A 19996-nucleotide genomic window follows, 5' to 3' on the forward strand; every position below is an offset into this window, starting at 1 on the left:
GCTCCTTAGCGGGGTGCCTGCCAGATACGTTGCTGATAGTCACGAATGGAACGGTCCGAACTGAACATGCCGGTCCGGGCCGTGTTGAGGATGGCGGCGCGGGTCCAGCCTTCCGGGTCGCGCCACAGGGCTTCCACCCGTTGCTGCGCCTCGATGTAAGGCTGGAAATCGGCCAGCACCAGCCAGGGATCGCCGTGTTTCGTCAGGCTCTCCAGCATCAGGTTAAACGCGTGCTTGTCCCCGTCGCTGAATTTGCCCTTCTCCAGCGATTTCAGTAAATCATCCAGCGCCTTGTTCTGCCTGCGCACCTTCTTCGGGTTGTAGCCTTTGGCCTTCAGCGCTTTCACCTCCTCCACGGTGTGACCGAAGATAAAGATATTCTCCTCGCCCACCTGCTCAGCGATTTCGACATTGGCCCCGTCCAGCGTGCCGATGGTCAGCGCGCCGTTCAGCGCCAGCTTCATGTTGCCGGTGCCCGAGGCTTCATAACCGGCGGTAGAAATCTGCTCAGAGAGATCGGCCGCCGGGATCATCATTTCGGCGACGGTGATGCGGTAGTCGGGGAGAAAAACCACTTTCAGCCGGTCGCCGATGCGGGGATCGTTGTTGACCACCTCCGCCACCCGGTTTATCGCGTAGATAATGTTTTTCGCCAGGTAGTAACCCGGTGCGGCTTTTGCCCCGAACAGGAAGACCCGTGGCGTGAAGGTGACATCCTCCGGGTTATTGCAGAGCTGCTGATAGCAGTAGAGGATATGCAGCAGGCTGAGGTGCTGGCGTTTGTACTCATGCAGTCGCTTGATCTGCACATCGAACAGGGCCGCCGGGTTGACGATAATCCCGGTGTGCCGGGCGATATAGTCGGTCAGCTGCGCTTTGTTCTGCTGCTTGATGCTGCGATAGCGCTGACGAAACGCCGGGTCGTCGGCGTAAGGTTCCAGGCCGATCAGCGCGTCGAGATTGCTGGCCCATTCGGTTTTCAGGGTCTCATCAATCAGCCCGGCCAGCGCCGGATTGCACTGCTTCAGCCAGCGGCGCGGGGTAATGCCGTTGGTGACGTTATGGAATTTTTGCGGCCACAGCTGGTGATATTCCGGGAAGAGATCGCTGACCACCAGCCGGGAGTGCAGCGCCGCGACGCCGTTGACCGCAAACCCGCTGACGACGCAGAGATTCGCCATCCGCACCTGACCGTCCGCAATCACCGCCAGCTTATGCCACAGCGCTTTGTCATCCGGCCAGCGCTGCTTCACCACCTTTTTCAGCCGCTGATTGATCGTTTTGATGATCAGCAGATGACGCGGCAGCAGCGAGCGCATCAGCTTCTCATCCCAGCGCTCCAGCGCCTCCGGCATCAGGGTGTGGTTGGTGTAAGCAAACAGCCGGCTGGTGATCTGCCACGCCTCATCCCAGCCGAGCTGGTGCTCATCCAGCAGCACGCGCAGCATCTCCGGGATGGCGATGGTGGGATGAGTATCGTTGAGCTGAATCACTTCGAAATCGGGCAGGCTGTGAATGCTGCGTCCCGCCTGATGGTGGCGGCGCAGGATATCGGCCACCGCACAGGCGCACTGAAAATATTGCTGCATCAGGCGCAGCCGCTTGCCCGCCTGATGATTGTCGTTGGGATAGAGCACTTTGGTCAGCTTTGCCGCCTCGATGCCGGGCTGCTCCGCCTGCAGGAAGTGACCGTCATTAAACGCCGTCAGGTCAAAAGGGTGCGCGCTCACCGCCTGCCACAGACGCAGCGGCAGCGTGACGCCATTGCGGTAGCCGGTGACCGGCAAATCCCAGGCTTCACCGCGTAGCGTAAACCCGGGCTGCCAGCGCACCTCGCCGTTCTCCTGCTTTTCGACCCGACCGCCCATCGCCACCTCCACATCCAGCGCCGCGTTGTGGCGGAACCAGGGATAGTGCTCGCGCTGCCAGTCGTCGGGCGCCTCCTTCTGCTGGCCCGCCTGAAAAGACTGGCGGAACAGGCCGTACTGGTAGTTAAGTCCGTGACCGGTTGCAGACTGACCGACCGTTGCCATCGAATCCATGTAGCAGGCAGCCAGTCGCCCCAGTCCGCCATTGCCGAGTGCCGGATCGACCTCCTGCTCCAGCAGCGCCGTTAAATCGAACTGCTGCTCTGCCAGCGCCGCCTGCACCTCGTCATACCAGCCGAGATTAAGCAGATTGTTGCCGGTCAGCCGGCCAATCAGAAACTCCATCGAGAGATAGTTAACGTGACGCTGCTGCTGCGCCGGACGCGGGGCCGGTTGCGCGGCCAGCAGTTCCGCGAGGGCCGCACTGACCGCCTGCCACGCCTGGTGCGGGGTCATCTGCTGAGCGGAAGAGAGGCCGAGGTGTTGCCACTGGCGGGTAAAGGCGGCGTTAAAACGGGCTTTATTGAATTTCTGCTGCGGCATATCACTCCCTTCTGTTACGCAATGAGGTGAAGCAAAAATGGCAAGCGCACGGGCTGGCAGGCGGAGCCAGCAATCGTTAAGTAAAGACGGGAGTGGGGAAAAAAGCGACAGCAATCAAATAAAAACGCCAGCCCGGAGGCTGGCGTGGCAGGAATCAGCAGAGTTCGAGGTGCACCTCATGCTGTTCAATCACCTTCATGACGCTGGCAGGCGGCATCTTGTCGGTGTAGATGTAATCCAGCAGACTCATATTGCCGAGGTTAACCATGGCGTTGCGGCCAAACTTCGAGTGGTCCACGACCAGCAGCGCACAGCGGGAGTTTTCAATAATCGCGCGCTTGGTCCGCACTTCGTGATAGTCAAACTCCAGCAGCGAGCCATCCATATCGATGCCGCTGATGCCGAGAATGCCGTAATCCAGCCGGAACTGCGAAATGAAGTCGAGCGTCGCCTCTCCCATTACCGCCCCATCGCGGGTGCGCACTTCGCCCCCGGCAATAATCACCCGAAAATCGGGTTTGCCCATCAGCAGCATCGCCACGTTGAGGTTGTTCGTCACCACACGCAGATCGCTGTGGTTGAGCAGCGCATGCGCCACCGCTTCCGGCGTGGTGCCGATGTCGATAAACAGCGTGGCCCCATCCGGGATCTGGCTGGCGACCCGCTGAGCAATGCGCGCTTTTTCCGCCGACCACATCATTTTACGATCGTGCCAGGCGGTGTTCTCAGAGCTGGAGGGGAGCGCCGCGCCGCCGTGGTGGCGCTGAATTTTGTTCTGATCGGCCAGATCGTTAAGATCGCGACGGATGGTCTGCGGGCTGACCTCAAAATGATCCACCAGCTCCTCAGTACTGACATATCCCTGACGACGGACCAAATCGATAATCGCGTCATGACGTTGCGTCTGCTTCACATTCCTCTCCTGTTAACCCGCAAAATCTCTTTACCGACGCGTAACGTTACGCGTATCCACCAGCGCCATCGCCAGCCCGACCAGCAGACCGGCGACGTGCGCTGCGTTGGCAATGGCCAGGCCAAAGACGCCGAACCAGCCAATCACCAGCCAGACCAGCGCAAAACCGATCAGGCCACGTTCAAGATAGACGCCGCTGTCGGGATCGCGCTCGCCGCGCAGCCAGCAGTAGCCCATCAGGGCATACACTACGCCCGACAGGCCGCCAAACCAGATGCCGCTGAATTTCGCCTGCAGCCAGCCGCTGAGCAGCGCGGAAATCAGCATAATGACAAAGAGTTTGCCGCTGCCGAGCCGCTTCTCAACCGCCCCGCCCAGATACCACCACCACATCAGGTTAAACAGAATGTGCAGCAGCGAGAAGTGCAGCAGCGCATGGCTGAACCAGCGCCAGACCTGAAAATGCTGGTCATCGTCCGGCCAGGCGAGCCAGGCCATCACGGTCTGATCACCCATCACCTGCATCAGGATAAAGACGGCGATACAGAGCACCATCACCGTCATCGTCAGCGGCCCGGCGCGCTCACGAATGTTTGCCCAGATGTTACTGCGCTCATAGCGCAGCCCGCTGTCGGTTTTGCCGCTGTGCCAGCTGGCCGCCTGATAGCGTGGGTGATTAGGGTCATGCAGAAACTGCTGAAGTTCGTTTTCGACCACGGAAAACTGGCTCTCATCATCCAGCATGATGACATAGTGCTGGTCATGCTCAATACGCAGCGTCACGCCGCGCGTTGCCATGTAGTCCACAAACGCCTGCGCCATGCGCGGCTGATTAAATTGGGTAATGCGCATCAGTAACTCTCCGTGTGACAGGCGGCCACTTACTCACTGCCCAGGGCAACCTGCTGCGGAAAGGCCGCGCGCCAGGCATCGAAACCGCCATCAATACTGTAGGCCGCACTGAAGCCCTGCCCCAGCAGATATTGTGCTGCACTTTTACTGCTGTTGCCGTGATAGCACATTACCAGCACCGGCAGGCTGTGGTCTGCACGACTGATAAAGTCGCTGAGGTTGGTGTTGGTCAAATGCAGCGCACCCGCCGCATGGCCCATCGCAAAGCTTTGCGGATCGCGGATATCGACCAGCAGTGCCCCCTGCGCCAGACGCGCCTGCGCCTGCTGCACATCAATACATTCGAACGTTTCCATGGGATCTCTCAAAGTCGTCACAATAGCGCGTAGTGTAACCCGAGAAGCCACGCCGATAACCTGACAATCGTTACGGGTATCTGTTTTTTTGGTGGACATAATGTTAGCTATATCACGCAAAAATGTTTTTAGCGGGTTAAAAGCTGGCGCTAATGTTGGTTTGCGACTATGATAATGCTCGAAAACGAACATTAGTGAACTATTCCGAACATCGGAGGAGATGACGTGGAAACCAAAGACCTGATCGTGATCGGCGGCGGCATCAACGGTGCCGGCATTGCAGCAGACGCTGCAGGACGCGGACTGTCGGTGTTAATGCTGGAGGCGCGGGATCTGGCTTGCGCGACCTCCTCTGCCAGCTCGAAACTGATTCACGGCGGCCTGCGCTACCTTGAACATTATGAATTCCGTCTGGTCAGCGAAGCGCTGGCTGAGCGCGAAGTCCTGCTGAAGATGGCGCCGCACCTGGCCTTCCCGATGCGCTTCCGTCTGCCGCACCGTCCACACCTGCGTCCGGCGTGGATGATCCGCACCGGCCTGTTTATGTATGACCATCTGGGCAAACGCACCAGCCTGCCAGGCAGTAAAAGTCTGCGCTTTGGCGCAGATTCGGCCCTGAAGCCGGAGATCACGCGCGGATTCGAATATTCTGACTGCTGGGTTGATGACGCCCGTATGGTCGTGCTCAACGCGCAGGAAGTGGTGAAGCGCGGCGGCGAAGTGCGAACCCGCACCCGCGTGACCCGCGCCTGGCGTGAAGGCGGTCTGTGGAAGGTGGAAGCGGAAGATGTCGACAGCGGCAAAACCTACACCTGGCAGGCGAAAGGCCTGGTCAACGCCGCAGGCCCATGGGTCAAGCAGCTGTTTGACGACAGCCTGAAGCTCAAATCCCCTTACGGTATCCGCCTGATCAAAGGCAGCCACATCGTGGTGCCGCGCGTGCACACCGAAAAGCAGGCTTATATCCTGCAGAACGAAGATAATCGCATCGTGTTTGTGATTCCGTGGATGGATGAGTTCTCCATCATCGGCACCACCGACGTGGAGTACAAAGGCGATCCGAAAAACGTCAACATTGATGACAGCGAAACCGACTACCTGCTGAAGGTGTTCAACGCCCACTTCAAAAAGCAGCTGACCGCTGACGACATCGTCTGGTCTTACTCCGGTGTGCGTCCTCTGTGTGATGACGAATCGGACTCACCGCAGGCGATCACCCGCGATTACACGCTGGATGTCCGTGATGACAACGGCCAGGCGCCACTGCTGTCGGTATTTGGCGGCAAGCTGACCACCTATCGCAAGCTGGCCGAGCACGCGCTGGAAAAACTGGCGAAGTACTATCCGAACGCCGGTCCTGCCTGGACGAAGAACTGCGTGTTGCCGGGCGGGAACATCTCCGGCACCCGTGAAGATTATGCGGCCAGCCTGCGTCGTCGCTATCCGTTCATCAGTGAAAACATGGCGCGTCACTTCTCACGCACCTACGGCAGCAGCACCGAAACCCTGTTAGCCGGGGCGAAAAGCCTGAACGATCTGGGTGAGAACTTCGGTCACGAGTTTTACGAGGCGGAGCTGCGCTACCTGGTGCAGCATGAGTGGGTTCGCGAGCTGGATGATGCTATCTGGCGTCGTACCAAACAGGGTATGTGGCTGACGAAAGAGCAGCAGGCCCGCGTGGCAGAGTGGCTGGCCGCGAAAGCAAAACCGGCACTCTCGCTGGCCTCTTAAGCAGGCCGCAGAAAGCAGAAAGCAGGCTCCGGCCTGCTTTTTTTATGGGTGGCCGACCGCGAACTGAACCGGTTAAATCGTGCCGCGGCCCTTCCCCTCGCACGCTCTCCCCCAGTCACCCTGCCGTTTCTCCCTCCCCGCCTGCCTGCAGCGCCTCGGGTTTCGCCTGCCGCCAGGCCGCTCACCATCGTTACCTTAAATCTAACGTTTCGCTTTTTTGCTTAATTGAACGCCGTATGCAGAACGCGCAGACTTTCTTCAGCAAAAACGTCAGTACCGCGATTCTAATCAGGAGGTTGAAATGAACACAGGCCAAACGCCTGCCCGGGAGTGGAACACACGCCGCAGTGAAAAAGCGCGTCGTATGGCCGCCTTCCCCCTTGATGGCAAAGTCATTCCTGTTGAACGAGCCACAGAAGCCCTCGAACACTTAATTGCCCCAGGCGACCGCGTGGTGCTGGAGGGGAATAACCAGAAACAGGCTGACTTCTTATCCCGCACCCTGGCGCAGGTGAATCCGGCAAAGATTCACGACCTGCACATGATTATGCCCAGCGTCGGCCGCAGTGAGCATCTCGATATTTTTGAAAAAGGCATTGCCCGCAAACTCGACTTCTCTTTTTCCGGTCCGCAGAGTCTGCGCATGTCGCAGCTGCTGCAGGATGGCCAGCTGGAAATCGGCGCTATCCACACCTATATCGAACTCTACTCCCGCCTTTATGTTGACCTCTGCCCGAATGTGGCGCTGATTGCCGGTTACAAAGCTGACCGCAAAGGCAACCTCTACACCGGTCCGGGCACCGAGGATACCCCGGCGCTGGTGGAAGCCGCCGCGTTCCGTGACGGTATCGTGATAGCCCAGGTCAATGAACTGGTCGATGACGAAACCGACCTGCCGCGCGTCGATATTCCCGGCTCCTGGATCGACTACATCGTGGTGGCTGACAAACCGTTCTTTATCGAACCGCTGTTTACCCGCGATCCGCGCCTGATTAAGCAGGAACATATCCTGATGGCGATGATGGCGATTAAAGGCATCTACGCCGAACACCAGGTGCAGTCACTCAACCACGGCATCGGATTTAACACCGCCGCGATTGAGCTGCTGCTGCCCACCTACGGCGAACAGCTCGGCCTGAAAGGCAAAATCTGTAAACACTGGGCGCTGAACCCGCATCCGACGCTGATCCCGGCCATTGAGAGTGGCTGGGTGGAGAGCGTGCACTGCTTCGGCGGCGAGCTGGGGATGGAAGAGTATATCCGCGCCCGTCCCGACATCTTCTTTACCGGCAGCGACGGCTCGATGCGCTCTAACCGCGCCTTCTGTCAGCTGGCCGGCCAGTACGCAGTCGACATGTTTATCGGGGCCACCCTGCAGGTTGACGGGCTGGCCAACTCCTCGACCGTGACCCGTGGCCGCCTCTCCGGCTTTGGTGGCGCCCCGAATATGGGCCACGATCCGCACGGCCGCCGCCACGCAACCCCCGCCTGGCTGAACATGATCACCGAGCCAGACCCGATGCAGCGCGGGAAAAAACTGGTGGTGCAGATGGTCGAAACCTTCCAGGCCGGCGCAAAACCCACCTTCGTTGAAACCCTTGATGCGGTTGATGTCGCGAAATCCGCCGGGATGCCGCTGGCTCCGGTGATGATCTACGGCGATGACGTCACCCACGTGCTGACCGAGGAGGGCATCGCCTATCTCTATCGCGCAGAGAGCCTGGAAGAGCGTCGCGCCATGGTCGCCGCCGTGGCGGGCATTACCGACATCGGTCTGGGTGTGGATGCGGCGCGCGTCGCGGCCCTGCGTAAAAGCGGCAAAGTGGTCTACCCGGAAGATATGGGCATCCGCCGTTCCGACGCCACCCGTTCACTGCTGGCCGCGGGCAGCGTGGCTGACCTGGTCGAATGGTCCGGTGGTCTGTACAACCCGCCTGCTAAATTCCGGAGCTGGTAAATGAAACTCCTGTCCCAGACTCAAGCCGAGGCGCAGGCCAGCCTGCTGGCGACGATGGCGCGCGATTGCCTGATCGATGAAGCACGTCTGAGCCCTAAGCCGGGTCTGGTCGACAGTCGGGGTAACGGCGCGCATCAGGATCTGACGCTGGCGCTGATGGAGCGCTCCGCTCACAGCCTGGCACCGACCTTTCTGGCGCTGGCCCGTCACAGCTGGCTGCGTCCCGCCGATATCGCCCTGCGCGAAACGGTCGGGCGCCTGGGCCGTGACGGCGAGCAGCAGATGATGGCGGCCACCGGTGGCGTGAATACCCATCGGGGAGCGATCTGGGCGCTGGGCTTACTGGTGAGTGCTGCGGCCATGCATGGCGGTGCTGCCAGTGCCGATCAGCTGACCCGCACCGCCGCCGCCCTGGCCAGCCTGCCCGACCGGGCAGCGCCGAAACTGTTCAGCAAAGGGTTAAAAGCGACGCACCGCTATCGGGTGCCCGGCGCACGCGAAGAGGCGCAACAGGCGTTTCCTCACGTGATGAAGCTGGCGCTGCCGCAGCTGCTGATCAGCCGGGCGGTGGGGGCCAGCGAAAGCGAAGCCCGCCTGGATGCGCTGATGGCGATCATGACTTCGCTCAGCGATACCTGCGTGCTGTCACGGGCAGGGATGGCGGGGCTGACGGCGATGCAGCACGGGGCACAGGCCGTACTGCTGGCGGGCGGCTGCCGCACCGCAGGCGGAAAGCTGGCGCTGGCGCAGCTTGATCGCCGGATGCTGGCGCTCAACGCCTCGCCGGGCGGAGCCGCCGATTTGCTCGCGGCGACGCTGTTTATCGATCGGGTCTGTTCGCCTGAACACACATATTTTTAGAGGCCATTATGGAACACATCACATTATCTTTACCCGCTAACCGCCTGCTCAGTGGCAGAGCGCTGGCCGGGGTCGTGGGTTCCGGTGATATGGAAGTACTGTACACCGCAACCCAGGGCGACACGCTGAACGTTGATATCACCACCTCACTGGATAACAGCGACGCCCGCTGGAAGGCGCTGTTTGACCGCCTGAATTTGATCAACGGCCTGCCGGCCGGCGAACTGATTATCCACGATTTCGGTGCCACACCCGGTGTGGCTCGTATCCGTCTTGAACAGGTTTTTGAAGAGGTGAGCCATGCGTAACGACGCCAGTTTTATTGAATTACGGGCGCGTGAACGCGCCCGTACGCTGCTGGATGCCGGCAGTTATCGCGAACTGCTTGACCCCTTTGAAGGCATTATGTCGCCATGGCTGGCCCCGCAGGGCGTGGTGCCGCAGTCCGATGATGGCATGGTCGTCGCGCGTGGCACGCTGAACGGCCAGCCTGCGGTGGTTATCGCCATCGAAGGCACCTTCCAGGGCGGCAGCATGGGCGAAGTCTCCGGGGCGAAAATGGCGGCGGCGCTGGAGCTGGCGGCGGAAGACAACCGCAACGGCATTCCGACGCAGGCGGTGCTCTGTTTGGAAACCGGTGGCGTGCGCTTACAGGAAGCGAATCTTGGCCTGGCGGCGATTGCGGATATTCACGCAGCGATTGTCGATCTGCGTCGCTACACCCCGGTGATCGGCATCATCAGCGGCACCGTTGGCTGCTTCGGCGGAATGTCGATTGCCGCCGCGCTGTGCAGCTACCTGATCGTGACACGGGAAGCGCGCCTGGGCCTGAACGGCCCGCAGGTCATTGAGCAGGAGGCGGGCATTGAAGAGTATGACTCGCGCGATCGGCCCTTTATCTGGAGCATGACCGGCGGCGAAATCCGCTACGCCAGCGGACTGGTGGATGCGCTGGTGAATGACGGCATCAACGCGGTAAAAACCGCCATGAATGACTTCATTGCCAGAGGCGTACCGGCGCAGCACCGCAGCGACAACTATGCCGACTTCCTGTCACGTCTGACGCAGTTCGACACCCGCCAGCAGGCGGACACCGCCCAGATCAAACAGCTTTTCGCCCGGGAGGAGAAATAATGACCCAGACAAGCAGCCGCGGTGCAACCTGGCTGGAAAAACTCGCACCTCATGCACAGCGTCTCAGTGGCCTGTGTGCCTCTGTTCAGGTGGCTGATGGCCAGCTGAATGGCGAAAACGTCCGTTTCATTGCCGTGGTGCCCGATGCTCAGAACCACTATCCGCGCGCCGCGCAGGGGGAAGTGGGTCTGCTGGAGGGCTGGACGCTGGCGAAAGTGGTGAATGAAACGCGGGAAGAGGATAAAAACAGCGCCGTGAAACGCCCGATTGTGGCGGTCATCGATGTGCCGAGTCAGGCCTATGGTCGCCGTGAAGAGGCATTTGGTATTCATCAGGCGCTGGCGGGCGCAGCGGGAGCCTATGCTAACGCGCGCCTGGCCGGCCATCCGGTCATCGGGCTGATTGTCGGCAAGGCGATGTCCGGTGCGTTCCTGGCACACGGCTATCAGGCTAACCGCCTGATTGCGCTTAATGATCAGGGCGTACTGGTTCACGCCATGGGCAAAGCATCGGCGGCGCGTATTACGCTGCGTTCGGTGGAGTCGCTGGAGAAACTGGCCGCCACCATCCCCCCCATGGCCTATGACGTGAGCAACTTCGCCACGCTGGGTCTGCTCTCCGATCTGCTGAACGTGGGCAATCCCGATGCCCCTTCTGATGCCGACGTGGCGATGGTGGAAATCGCGCTGCACAAGGCGATCGGCGATGCCCGCCAGGACCCGAGCCTGAAAAACCGTCTGGGTGCCTCCAACCGTCACAGCTCTTCCCTGGTGCGCGAGCGTATGCGCGCGACCTGGTAAACCGATAAAAAAAATAAACCTGCCGAATCCGGTCTGACGGGGCGTGTCACAGCGCCCCGGCGCAGTGGCCGTGTTCAGAATTATAAACATCGCTGTTTTTTGGAAAATTCTTTCTTAATAACAGGTGATTTATGATTTATATAATTGTGCATGCCCTTGCGCCTATTTTTGTCATTATGCTGCTGGGTTTCTGGGCCGGTAAATGCGGAATGGTCAATAACAAAGACGTTTCGCTGCTGAATATTTTCGTGATGGATTTTGCGCTGCCCGCCGCGCTGTTCAGCGCTACGGTGCAGACACCGTGGGCCGGGATTGTGGCGCAGTCGCCGCTGATTGTGGTCCTGACCGGGGCGATGTGGTTCACCTATGCGGCGATCTATTTCCTGGCCACCGGCGTATTTAAAAAGTCGCCACAGGATGCGGCGGTGCTGACGCTGACCGTCGCCTTACCCAATTACGCGGCGCTGGGCCTGCCGATTCTGGGCAGCGTGCTGGGCGAAGGCTCATCCACCTCGCTCTCGGTCGCTGTCTCTATCGCCTGCGGTTCGGTGCTGATGACGCCCTTCTGCCTGCTGATTCTGGAGCGGGAAAAAGCGCGCAGTGCAGGTGAGAATGTGGGGTCGACGCTGACCATGCTGCCGGTGCTTATGTGGCGCTCCGTTAAAAAACCGATCGTCTGGGGTCCGCTGCTGGGCGTGGTGCTCTCTGCGCTGGGTGTCAGAATGCCGGAGCTGGTGCTTTCGGCTATTAAGCCGCTGGGCCTGGCCGCCACCGCGGCGGCGCTGTTCCTGACCGGTGTGATCCTTTCTGCCCGTCAGCTGAAACTCAACGCCGTCGTGGGCGTCGGTACGGTGGCGAAACTGCTGATTCAGCCCGTGATTGCCTGGGGTCTGGTGCTGGCGCTGGGGCTGAACGGCCCGGTGGCGATCACCGCGATCCTGATGATTGCGCTGTCGGCCGGTTTCTTTGGTGTGGTGTTCGGCAACCGCTTTGGCGTTCAGTCGCCGGATGCTGAAGCCGTGCTGCTGTTAAGTTCGGTGCTCTCTATTCTGTCGTTGCCCCTGTTCATTACGCTGACATCAGGAATGTAATATGACCGCGCCCTGCCCCCACGATCTGCTCTGGCTGCGTGACCGCAGCGCATTAGCCACGATCTCAGCGTGCTGGGTCGGGACGTTCTGGCATCCCGGCCTGCCGGTGGTGGTGCGGCGCGATCATCGCGAATCCGGCCTGATCCCGATTGGAGTGCGCGGTGAACGGCGGGAGCAGCGTGCCGCCGGATGGGTTCATCCGGACGATATTGTCCGGGTGATAACGCCGGAGAGGCTGGCCGATCGCCCCCTGCTGCAGGCTTCCCCTTTCAGCGCCTTTGCCCCGGTTCGCGCGGCGATCGTGCTGAGTGAGGCGGAGTGGCCGTGGCGCTGGGGGATCACCGGCAGCACCGGTTATGCGCTGGCGACGCAGCAGCCCACGCTGCACGCCGCCAGCGATCTCGATCTGGTGATCCGCGCCCCGCACCCTCTGGACCGGGCTGCGCTGCAACGGTGGCAGAATCAGACCGACGCGCTGGCGTGCCGGGTGGATACCCAGGTGGAAACGCCTGCCGGTGCGTTTGCCCTCAACGAGTGGCTGCGCGAGGAACAGGTGCTGCTGAAAACCGACACCGGCCCCCTGCTGACCGCTTCACCCTGGAGCAGAGAAACCTCATGAAAATACTCTTTACCTTTCCCGGCCAGGGCACCCAGCGAGCCGGCATGCTGCAGCATCTGCCTGACGGCGAGGCGCTGTTAGCCCGCGTGCGGGCGGTACTGGGCGACGAAACTGACAGGCTCGACAGCGACGACGCGCTGCAGCACACCCGCGCCGTCCAGCTCAGCCTGCTGATCAGCGGGGTCGCCTGGGCGCGCGAACTGATACGTCGCGGGGTGAAGCCGGATATCGTCAGCGGTCTGTCGATTGGCGCATTTCCAGCGGCAGTGGTGTCAGGTGCGCTCGATTTCAGCGACGCCCTGCGGCTGGTGGCGTTGCGCGGCGACCTGATGGAGCAGGCTTATCCGCAGGGATATGGCCTGACGGCGATCACCGGTCTGACGCTGACGCATCTGGAAACGCTGCTGCCTGGCAGCCACACTTACATTGCCAATCTGAATGCCGAAACGCAGATAGTGATTGCCGGTCGTGATGAGGATATGGCACGGGTGGCGCAGAAGGCGCTGGAGGCAGGCGCCAGTAAGGCGATCAGACTGGCGGTGAGCGTGCCGTCGCACTGCGCGCTGCTGGACAAACCGGCGGCAGAACTGGCGCGTGCGTTTGAATCCGTGCGCCTCTCCCGTCCCGATTGTGCTTACCTCAGCGGCTCAACCGCACGGGTGATCCACGACCCGGAGAAGATCGCGGAGGATCTGGCGTTCAATATGGCGCGGACCGTGCAGTGGTATGACACCATGGTCTCGGCTAACCAGCGCGATGCCCGTCTGGCGATTGAGATGCCGCCAGGCAATGTGCTGACCGGCCTGACCCTGCAGGCGGGCTGGCAGGGCGATGCAATCAGCCTGGAACGCAACGGCGTCGATGTGGCAGGTCATCTGGCTAAACGGCTGGAACGGTAAGGTTACGGGCATACATGCGCCCTTCTGCCGCCAGGGCCAGCAGGTCATTGTCGCGTTCGCGGCGATGCGAATAGACAATCGCAACCTGCTGCCGCATCTGGTAAGGCGCTGCGAGCGTCAGCAGCTGGATATTGTTTTCATAGACTTTCCGCATCCTTCCCGGGATCAGCGCCAGGCCGACGCCCGCCTGCACCAGACTGATCATGGAGAAGATGTCATTCACCTTCGTCACCATGCGTGGTTCAAATCCCGCGATCTGAAACGCCTCCTGCGAACCGGCATAGGTGGCAAACCCCTCGGCCAGTGAGACAAAATCGCGGTCGGCATAGTCACGCAGATCGACCGGCGCGTCGCCGCTGCCCGTTTCGCCAGCCGGTGCCGCCAGACAGATCGTGTCCTCGAACAGCGGGATCACATCAAACCGGGCCTCGCTGAGTTCGCCCTCATGGGTGGCAATCAGGATCGCGTCCAGCGCATCATCTTCCAGCATATTCAGCAGCATCTGGTTAGAGCCCATGGTCAGATCCAGCTCCAGCGTCGGCCGGCGCAGTTTCATGCCCATGATCAGCCGGGGAATGGTTTCAAGCGTCAGCGAGTAGAGTGTGCCAAGCCGCAGCCGTCCTCCGCCGATACCCGCCACTTTGCGGGCCTCCTCAATGCCTTTGCCCATCAGGGCCGTGACGTCGCGACAATAGTCCAGCAGCGTCCAGGCGGCGGGCAGCGGCACCAGATTGCGCCCTTTGTGGATAAACAGCGGGCAGTCGATGCCCTCTTCCAGCGTGTGCAGCGCGCGGTGCACGCTGACGCTGCTCAGCTCCAGCGCTTCCGCCGTGCGGGCGATATTGCCTTTCGTCATAAACATCATGAAGACACTGAGCTTCCGGAAGGTAATTTCCTGATTGATATTGTCACTCATGGGCTGCTGTTGCCTGTAAGGTCATTTTGCTTTTCCGCATAGTAGCGATTCTCCGCCAGCCTGTAATGATCTGGCTCGCAGCCGGATGATTTACTGCGGCTGAAGGCGGAATCTGCGGAGGTCAGGGAGGAGCGGAACGGGCAGAAAAAAGTGCGGCCGGTTTCCCGGCCGCAGAGCAGATGAATGGACGGCGCGCGCCTTACAGTCTTATCGGTGAAATGTTCCAGATCTCATCGGCATACTCCTGAATCGTCCGGTCAGACGAGAAGTAACCCATGCCGGCGATATTTTTCGCCGCACGGCGCTGCCACTCTTCCGGTTTACGGTAGAGCGCATCCACCTTGTCCTGGGTATCCACATAGCTGCGATAATCGGCCAGTAACTGGTAGTGGTCGCCGAAGTTCACCAGCGAATCGAACAGGTTGCGGTAGCGACCCGGATCCTGCGGGCTGAAGACGCCCGACGCGATCTGCGTCAGCACCTGATGCAGCTCTTCATCGCCTTCGTAATAGTCACGCGGGTTGTAGCCGCCCTGACGCAGGGCTTCTACCTGCGGCGTGGTATTGCCGAAGATGAAGATGTTCTCTTCACCGACGTGATCCAGCATCTCCACGTTGGCACCATCCAGCGTACCGATCGTCAGCGCGCCATTCAGGGCAAACTTCATGTTACTGGTGCCGGACGCTTCCGTTCCGGCGGTCGAGATCTGCTCAGAGAGATCGGCGGCCGGAATGATGATCTGCGCCAGACTCACGCTGTAGTTCGGGATGAAGACCACTTTCAGTTTGTTCTTCACCTGCGGATCGTTGTTGATGATGTTGGCGACATCATTGATCAGATGGATGATGTGTTTGGCAACGTAGTAGGCGGAGGCCGCTTTACCGGCAAAAATATTGACGCGCGGCACCCAGTCCGCCTGCGGATCGGCCTTGATACGGTTATATCGGGTGATCACATGCAGCACGTTGAGCAGCTGACGCTTGTACTCGTGAATACGCTTGATCTGCACATCAAACAACGCGTTCGGGTCGAGCACCACGTCCAGGTTTTTTGCCACCCACTCGGCCAGCCGGCGCTTGTTCTGATGCTTGGCAATCGCCACTTTCTCGATAAACGCCGGGTAGTCGATCTGCGCTTTCAGCTCATCCAGCTGGCTGAGATCGGTGCGCCAGTTGCGGCCAATCTCTTCATCCAGCACCTCTGACAGCGCCGGGTTAGCCAGCGCCAGCCAGCGACGCGGAGTGACGCCGTTGGTTTTGTTGCAGAAGCGGCCCGGGAACAGGCGGGAGAAGTCTGCAAACAGCGACTGCACCATCAGGTTGGAGTGCAGCTCTGAGACGCCATTCACTTTATGGCTGACCACCACCGCCAGCCAGGCCATGCGTACCCGGCGACCGTCGTTCTCGTCGATGATCGAAATGCGCGACAGCAGATCCAGATCGTCAGGATAGTGATCCTGAATCGTCTTGAGGAAGAAGTCGTTAATTTCAAAAATAATGCTGAGATGACGCGGCAGGATCTTGCCGATCATATCCACCGGCCAGGTCTCCAGCGCTTCGGTCATCAGCGTATGGTTGGTATAGGAGAAGACCTGACAGCAGACGTCAAAGGCGCTGTCCCAGCTGAATTTATGCTCGTCTATCAGCAGGCGCATCAGTTCGGGGATCGCCAGCACCGGGTGCGTGTCATTCAGGTGGATGGCGATCTTATCCGCCAGGTTGTCCCAGGTCTGATGCATGCGCCAGTGACGATTCAGAATGTCCTGCACCGTGGCAGATACCAGGAAATACTCCTGACGCAGACGCAACTCGCGCCCGGAATAGGTGGAGTCATCGGGATAGAGGACGCGTGAAACGTTTTCGGAGTGGTTTTTATCTTCCACCGCCGCAAAGTAGTCGCCCTGGTTGAACTTACCGAGGTTGATTTCGTTACTGGCCTGCGCGCCCCAGAGGCGCAGCGTGTTGGTGGCGTCGGTGTCGAAGCCCGGGATGATCTGGTCATAGGCCATCGCCAGGATCTCTTCGGTCTCCAGCCAGCGCACTTTCGCCCCTTCGTGCTGGACGCGGCCGCCGAAACGCACCTTGTAGCGGGTGTTGAATCGCTGAAATTCCCACGGATTGCCATACTCAAGCCAGTAATCGGGCGACTCTTTCTGCTCACCTTCCACAATGTTCTGTTTGAACATGCCGTAATCGTAACGGATGCCATAGCCGCGGCCCGGCATACCCAGCGTCGCCAGCGAATCGAGGAAACAGGCCGCCAGACGGCCCAGACCGCCGTTGCCCAGGCCCGGATCGTTCTCCTCCTCCATCAGCTCGGCCAGATCCAGCCCCATCTCGTCGAGGGCCTGGTTGAGATCGTCATAGATCCCCATCGCCAGCAGCGCATTCCCCAGGGTGCGCCCCATCAGGAACTCCATCGACAGGTAGTAAACCTGCCGCACATCCTGCGACAGCTGAGCGCGGCTGGAGCGCAGCCAGCGCTCCACCATCCGATCGCGAACCGCCAGCAGTGCAGCGTTCAGCCACTCATGCTTGTTGGCAATAGAGGGGTCTTTGCCGATGGTAAACATCAGTTTGTACGCAATCGAATGCTTTAAAGCATCCACCGTCAGCGTGGGTGAAGCGTAAGTGAAAGGTGCATTCATATCCGGTTTTCCCCATCCGTTACATCAGACGCTGGTAGAGATCGCGGTAGGCCTGTGCGGCCACCTGCCAGCTGAAATCCATGCCCATCGCCTGTCGCTGAACATAACGCCACAGTGAAGGGCGAGACCACAACACAAACGCGCGGCGAATCGCCCGCAACAGCGACCAGGCGTTAGCATCTTCAAAGCTGAAGCCACTGGCAATCCCATCCGCCAGGTTTTCCAGTGAGCTGTCGTTAACCGTATCCGCCAGTCCGCCGGTGCGGCGCACCAGCGGCAGCGTGCCATATTTCAGGCCATACAGCTGCGTCAGGCCGCAGGGCTCAAAGCGGCTCGGCACCACGATCACATCGGCACCACCGACGATGCGGTGTGAAAACGCCTCGTGATAGCCAATCTGCACACCCACGCTGCCCGGATGCTCTGCTGCCGCGGCCAGGAAGCCCTGCTGCAGTTCGGCATCGCCCTGTCCCAGCAGCACCAGCTGACCGCCCTGCGCCAGCAGGCCCGGGAGCGCCTCCAGCACCAGGTCCAGGCCTTTCTGTTTGGTCAGGCGGCTGATCACGCAGAATACCGGCGCTTTGTCATCAACCTTCAGCCCCATCGCCACCTGCAGCTGCCGTTTGTTTTCCGCTTTGGCTTCCAGCGTGTCGCGGTTGTAGCGCGCGCTGAGCAGCAGGTCGTGGGCCGGGTCCCAGATGGTCGGGTCGACACCGTTGAGGATCCCGCTCAGCCGCCCTTCCCGCATCCGCTGCGCCAGCAGCGTTTCCATGCCGTAACCAAACTCCGCAGAGGTAATTTCATGGGCGTAGGTCGGGCTGACCGCCGTCACGTGATCGGCGTAGAAGAGTCCCGCCTTCAGGAAGGAGATCTGCCCGTAAAACTCCAGCCCATGCATGTTAAAGAACGACCACGGCAGGCCAATCTGATCCATGTGGTGCGCCGAGAACAGTCCCTGATAGGCCAGGTTGTGCACGGTAAACACCGATTTGGCTGGCCGGCCGCGCGCTTCCAGATAGGCGCAGGTAAGGCCTGCGTGCCAGTCATGGGCATGGACAATATCGGGACGCCACATCGAATCCATACCGCACGCCAGTTCGCAGCCGACCCAGCCCAGCAGCGCGAAGCGCAGGTAGTTATCGACATAGGCAAACTGCGACTCGTCATGATAAGGGCTACCGGGACGGTCGTAGAGGTCAGGGGCATCGATCAGATAGATGCCCACACCGTTAAATTCACCATATAACAGACGTATATGACCGGCAAATGTCTCTCGCTCTGTCACCATCTGGAGATCAGGTATGCCTTTGCGCAATGCAGGAAACGCTGGCAGCAGCACCCGCGTGTCTGTGCCGCCCGCAATCTGCGCCTGAGGTAATGCCCCGACTACATCAGCCAGTCCGCCCGTTTTAAGCAGCGGGAAAAGTTCTGAACAGACATGTAAAACCTGCATCCTCGACCTCATTAAGTTATCCGGCACGCTCCGCGTGCCGATTGCGTAAGTTCCGCTTATCGCTTACAGCCCCGCTTTGGCCAGCCTGGCCAGCATGGCGCGGGTGACCAGTACGATCCCTTCATCCGAACGGTGAAACCGGCGACTGTCTTCATCCGGATTTTCACCAATCACCATGCCTTCCGGTAACTCACAGGCGCGATCAATCACGCAGCGGCGCAGACGACACGAGCGACCCACCACCACATCCGGCAGCAGAACGGTTGAATCAATATTGCAAAACGAGTTAACCCGAACCCGGGGAAACAGCACCGAGTTGACCACGACCGAACCGGAGATAATGCAGCCGCCCGACACCAGCGAGTTCATCGTCATCCCGTGACTGCCGGAACGATCCTGAACAAATTTCGCGGGGGGCAGCGGCTCCATGTGGGTACGGATAGGCCAGGTGACGTCATACATATCCAGCTCAGGCATCACCGAGGCCAGATCGAGATTGGCGCGCCAGTAAGCTTCCAGCGTCCCGACGTCGCGCCAGTAAGGCGGCGCGTTGTCATCATTCTGGACGCAGGAGAGCGCAAAGGAGTGCGCATAGCCTTCGCCGCTTGCCACCACTTTCGGCAGGATATCTTTGCCGAAGTCGTGGTTAGAGCCTGGCGTCTGCAGATCCGCTTCCAGCAGCTCATAGAGATAATCCGCGTTGAAGACGTAGATCCCCATGCTGGCGAGCGACTGCGTGTCATCACCCGGCATGGTGGGCGGCTTCGCGGGTTTCTCCACGAAGTCGATCACCATGTTCTCCTCATTCACCGCCATCACGCCAAACGCCGTGGCTTCATGCACCGGTACCGGTAAACAGGCGATGGTACATTTCGCCTCGTTCACCACGTGGTCCAGCAGCATGCGTGAATAATCCATCTTATAAATGTGGTCCCCGGCAAGGATCACGATGTACTGCGCCTGATAGCGGCGAATCACATCAAGGTTCTGCGTCACGGCATCGGCCGTGCCGCGATACCACTGTTCGGTCGAAAAGCGCTGCTGCGCTGGCAGCAAATCGACAAACTCATTCATCTCTTCATTGAAGATCGACCAGCCACGCTGGATATGCTGAGTCAGGGTATGGGACTGATACTGTGTAATGACGCCAATCCGCCGGATACCGGAGTTGACGCAGTTGGAGAGGGCAAAGTCGATAATGCGGAACTTGCCGCCGAAATGCACCGCCGGTTTGGCACGTTTGGCCGTTAAATCGACCAGCCGCGTGCCGCGTCCGCCGGCGAGGATCAGAGCAACCGTCTGTGTAGGGAGCTGGCGGGCCAGCATCAGGTGTTCTGTTCTATCTAACTTAACCAT

Annotated in this window: 17 protein-coding genes; 9 read left to right on the plus strand and 8 right to left on the minus strand. The window is 60.0% G+C overall.

Annotation, left to right across the window (positions count from 1 at the left end; genetic code table 11):
* Positions 1 to 5: 5 nt before the first annotated feature.
* From malP to glpE, 4 genes are all read right to left on the minus strand, one after another.
* Positions 6 to 2411 carry a maltodextrin phosphorylase gene (gene malP / locus S7A_RS02720; protein WP_009087721.1) on the minus strand — a complete coding sequence of 802 codons (2406 nt, stop codon included), beginning with the start codon at positions 2409 to 2411 and terminating at the stop codon, positions 6 to 8.
* 154 nt (positions 2412 to 2565) lie between these two features.
* A complete protein-coding gene (locus S7A_RS02725; protein WP_009087722.1) occupies positions 2566 to 3324 on the minus strand; it encodes a DeoR/GlpR family transcriptional regulator in 759 nt (252 codons plus the stop codon).
* A 30-nt stretch (positions 3325 to 3354) separates the two neighbouring features.
* On the minus strand, positions 3355 to 4176 hold the full coding sequence (gene glpG / locus S7A_RS02730) for a rhomboid family intramembrane serine protease GlpG (RefSeq protein WP_009087724.1): 822 nt from the start codon (positions 4174 to 4176) through the stop codon (positions 3355 to 3357).
* Between the two features lie 29 nt (positions 4177 to 4205).
* Positions 4206 to 4532, minus strand: a complete 327-nt coding sequence (gene glpE, locus S7A_RS02735) for a thiosulfate sulfurtransferase GlpE (protein WP_009087726.1) — start codon at positions 4530 to 4532, stop codon at positions 4206 to 4208.
* Positions 4533 to 4757: 225 nt separating this feature from the next.
* Here glpE and glpD point away from each other — a divergent pair, with 225 nt between their 5' ends.
* The 9 genes from glpD to mdcH all read left to right on the plus strand — a co-directional run bounded on the left by glpD (position 4758) and on the right by mdcH (position 13624).
* Entirely contained in the window at positions 4758 to 6263 is a 1506-nt protein-coding gene (glpD, locus tag S7A_RS02740; RefSeq protein ID WP_009087728.1) for a glycerol-3-phosphate dehydrogenase, read from the plus strand.
* A 301-nt stretch (positions 6264 to 6564) separates the two neighbouring features.
* Positions 6565 to 8220: a malonate decarboxylase subunit alpha gene (gene mdcA, locus S7A_RS02745; protein WP_009087730.1), complete on the plus strand. Its 1656-nt coding sequence runs from the start codon at positions 6565 to 6567 to the stop codon at positions 8218 to 8220.
* A complete protein-coding gene (locus S7A_RS02750) occupies positions 8221 to 9081 on the plus strand; it encodes a triphosphoribosyl-dephospho-CoA synthase (protein ID WP_009087732.1) in 861 nt (286 codons plus the stop codon). It abuts the gene before it with no gap.
* 8 nt (positions 9082 to 9089) lie between these two features.
* Complete coding sequence (gene mdcC, locus S7A_RS02755) at positions 9090 to 9389, plus strand: malonate decarboxylase acyl carrier protein (RefSeq protein ID WP_009087734.1); 300 nt, start codon at positions 9090 to 9092, stop codon at positions 9387 to 9389.
* Positions 9382 to 10215, plus strand: coding sequence for a biotin-independent malonate decarboxylase subunit beta (locus S7A_RS02760; protein WP_009087736.1), 834 nt, complete (start codon positions 9382 to 9384; stop codon positions 10213 to 10215). Before mdcC ends, S7A_RS02760 begins: the two co-directional genes overlap by 8 nt.
* Positions 10215 to 11015: a biotin-independent malonate decarboxylase subunit gamma gene (gene mdcE, locus S7A_RS02765; protein WP_009087737.1), complete on the plus strand. Its 801-nt coding sequence runs from the start codon at positions 10215 to 10217 to the stop codon at positions 11013 to 11015. Before S7A_RS02760 ends, mdcE begins: the two co-directional genes overlap by 1 nt.
* A 131-nt stretch (positions 11016 to 11146) precedes the next feature.
* Positions 11147 to 12106, plus strand: a complete 960-nt coding sequence (locus S7A_RS02770; RefSeq protein WP_009087739.1) for an AEC family transporter — start codon at positions 11147 to 11149, stop codon at positions 12104 to 12106.
* 1 nt (position 12107) lies between these two features.
* Positions 12108 to 12725 (plus strand): malonate decarboxylase holo-ACP synthase, encoded by a 618-nt coding sequence (locus S7A_RS02775; RefSeq protein WP_009087740.1) that lies wholly within the window; start codon positions 12108 to 12110, stop codon positions 12723 to 12725.
* Entirely contained in the window at positions 12722 to 13624 is a 903-nt protein-coding gene (gene mdcH, locus S7A_RS02780; RefSeq protein WP_009087742.1) for a malonate decarboxylase subunit epsilon, read from the plus strand. Before S7A_RS02775 ends, mdcH begins: the two co-directional genes overlap by 4 nt.
* Here the strand turns inward: mdcH and S7A_RS02785 are convergent.
* The 4 genes from S7A_RS02785 to glgC all read right to left on the minus strand — a co-directional run bounded on the left by S7A_RS02785 (position 13605) and on the right by glgC (position 19996).
* Entirely contained in the window at positions 13605 to 14540 is a 936-nt protein-coding gene (locus tag S7A_RS02785; RefSeq protein WP_009087744.1) for a LysR family transcriptional regulator, read from the minus strand. The two genes, mdcH and S7A_RS02785, sit on opposite strands and share 20 nt — an antisense overlap.
* A 199-nt stretch (positions 14541 to 14739) precedes the next feature.
* Positions 14740 to 17187, minus strand: a complete 2448-nt coding sequence (glgP, locus tag S7A_RS02790; protein ID WP_009087747.1) for a glycogen phosphorylase — start codon at positions 17185 to 17187, stop codon at positions 14740 to 14742.
* Positions 17188 to 17206: 19 nt separating this feature from the next.
* Positions 17207 to 18640: a glycogen synthase GlgA gene (glgA, locus tag S7A_RS02795; protein WP_009087749.1), complete on the minus strand. Its 1434-nt coding sequence runs from the start codon at positions 18638 to 18640 to the stop codon at positions 17207 to 17209.
* Between the two features lie 63 nt (positions 18641 to 18703).
* Positions 18704 to 19996 (minus strand): glucose-1-phosphate adenylyltransferase, encoded by a 1293-nt coding sequence (glgC, locus tag S7A_RS02800; RefSeq protein ID WP_009087751.1) that lies wholly within the window; start codon positions 19994 to 19996, stop codon positions 18704 to 18706.

Source organism: Pantoea sp. Sc1, from assembly GCF_000255315.1.
Taxonomy (GTDB): Bacteria; Pseudomonadota; Gammaproteobacteria; order Enterobacterales; family Enterobacteriaceae; genus Pantoea; species Pantoea anthophila.

Bases quoted from the DNA above. Each gene is read 5' to 3' on its own strand.
- glpE (WP_009087726.1), bottom strand. From the start codon at position 4,532: ATGGAAACGTTCGAATGTATTGATGTGCAGCAGGCGCAGGCGCGTCTG.
- S7A_RS02770 (WP_009087739.1), top strand. From the start codon at position 11,147: ATGATTTATATAATTGTGCATGCCCTTGCGCCTATTTTTGTCATTATG.
- mdcC (WP_009087734.1), top strand. From the start codon at position 9,090: ATGGAACACATCACATTATCTTTACCCGCTAACCGCCTGCTCAGTGGC.
- glgC (WP_009087751.1), bottom strand. From the start codon at position 19,996: ATGGTTAAGTTAGATAGAACAGAACACCTGATGCTGGCCCGCCAGCTC.
- glpG (WP_009087724.1), bottom strand. From the start codon at position 4,176: ATGCGCATTACCCAATTTAATCAGCCGCGCATGGCGCAGGCGTTTGTG.
- S7A_RS02760 (WP_009087736.1), top strand. From the start codon at position 9,382: ATGCGTAACGACGCCAGTTTTATTGAATTACGGGCGCGTGAACGCGCC.
- glgP (WP_009087747.1), bottom strand. From the start codon at position 17,187: ATGAATGCACCTTTCACTTACGCTTCACCCACGCTGACGGTGGATGCT.
- mdcE (WP_009087737.1), top strand. From the start codon at position 10,215: ATGACCCAGACAAGCAGCCGCGGTGCAACCTGGCTGGAAAAACTCGCA.
- S7A_RS02750 (WP_009087732.1), top strand. From the start codon at position 8,221: ATGAAACTCCTGTCCCAGACTCAAGCCGAGGCGCAGGCCAGCCTGCTG.
- glgA (WP_009087749.1), bottom strand. From the start codon at position 18,640: ATGCAGGTTTTACATGTCTGTTCAGAACTTTTCCCGCTGCTTAAAACG.
- mdcH (WP_009087742.1), top strand. From the start codon at position 12,722: ATGAAAATACTCTTTACCTTTCCCGGCCAGGGCACCCAGCGAGCCGGC.
- S7A_RS02775 (WP_009087740.1), top strand. From the start codon at position 12,108: ATGACCGCGCCCTGCCCCCACGATCTGCTCTGGCTGCGTGACCGCAGC.
- mdcA (WP_009087730.1), top strand. From the start codon at position 6,565: ATGAACACAGGCCAAACGCCTGCCCGGGAGTGGAACACACGCCGCAGT.
- malP (WP_009087721.1), bottom strand. From the start codon at position 2,411: ATGCCGCAGCAGAAATTCAATAAAGCCCGTTTTAACGCCGCCTTTACC.
- S7A_RS02785 (WP_009087744.1), bottom strand. From the start codon at position 14,540: ATGAGTGACAATATCAATCAGGAAATTACCTTCCGGAAGCTCAGTGTC.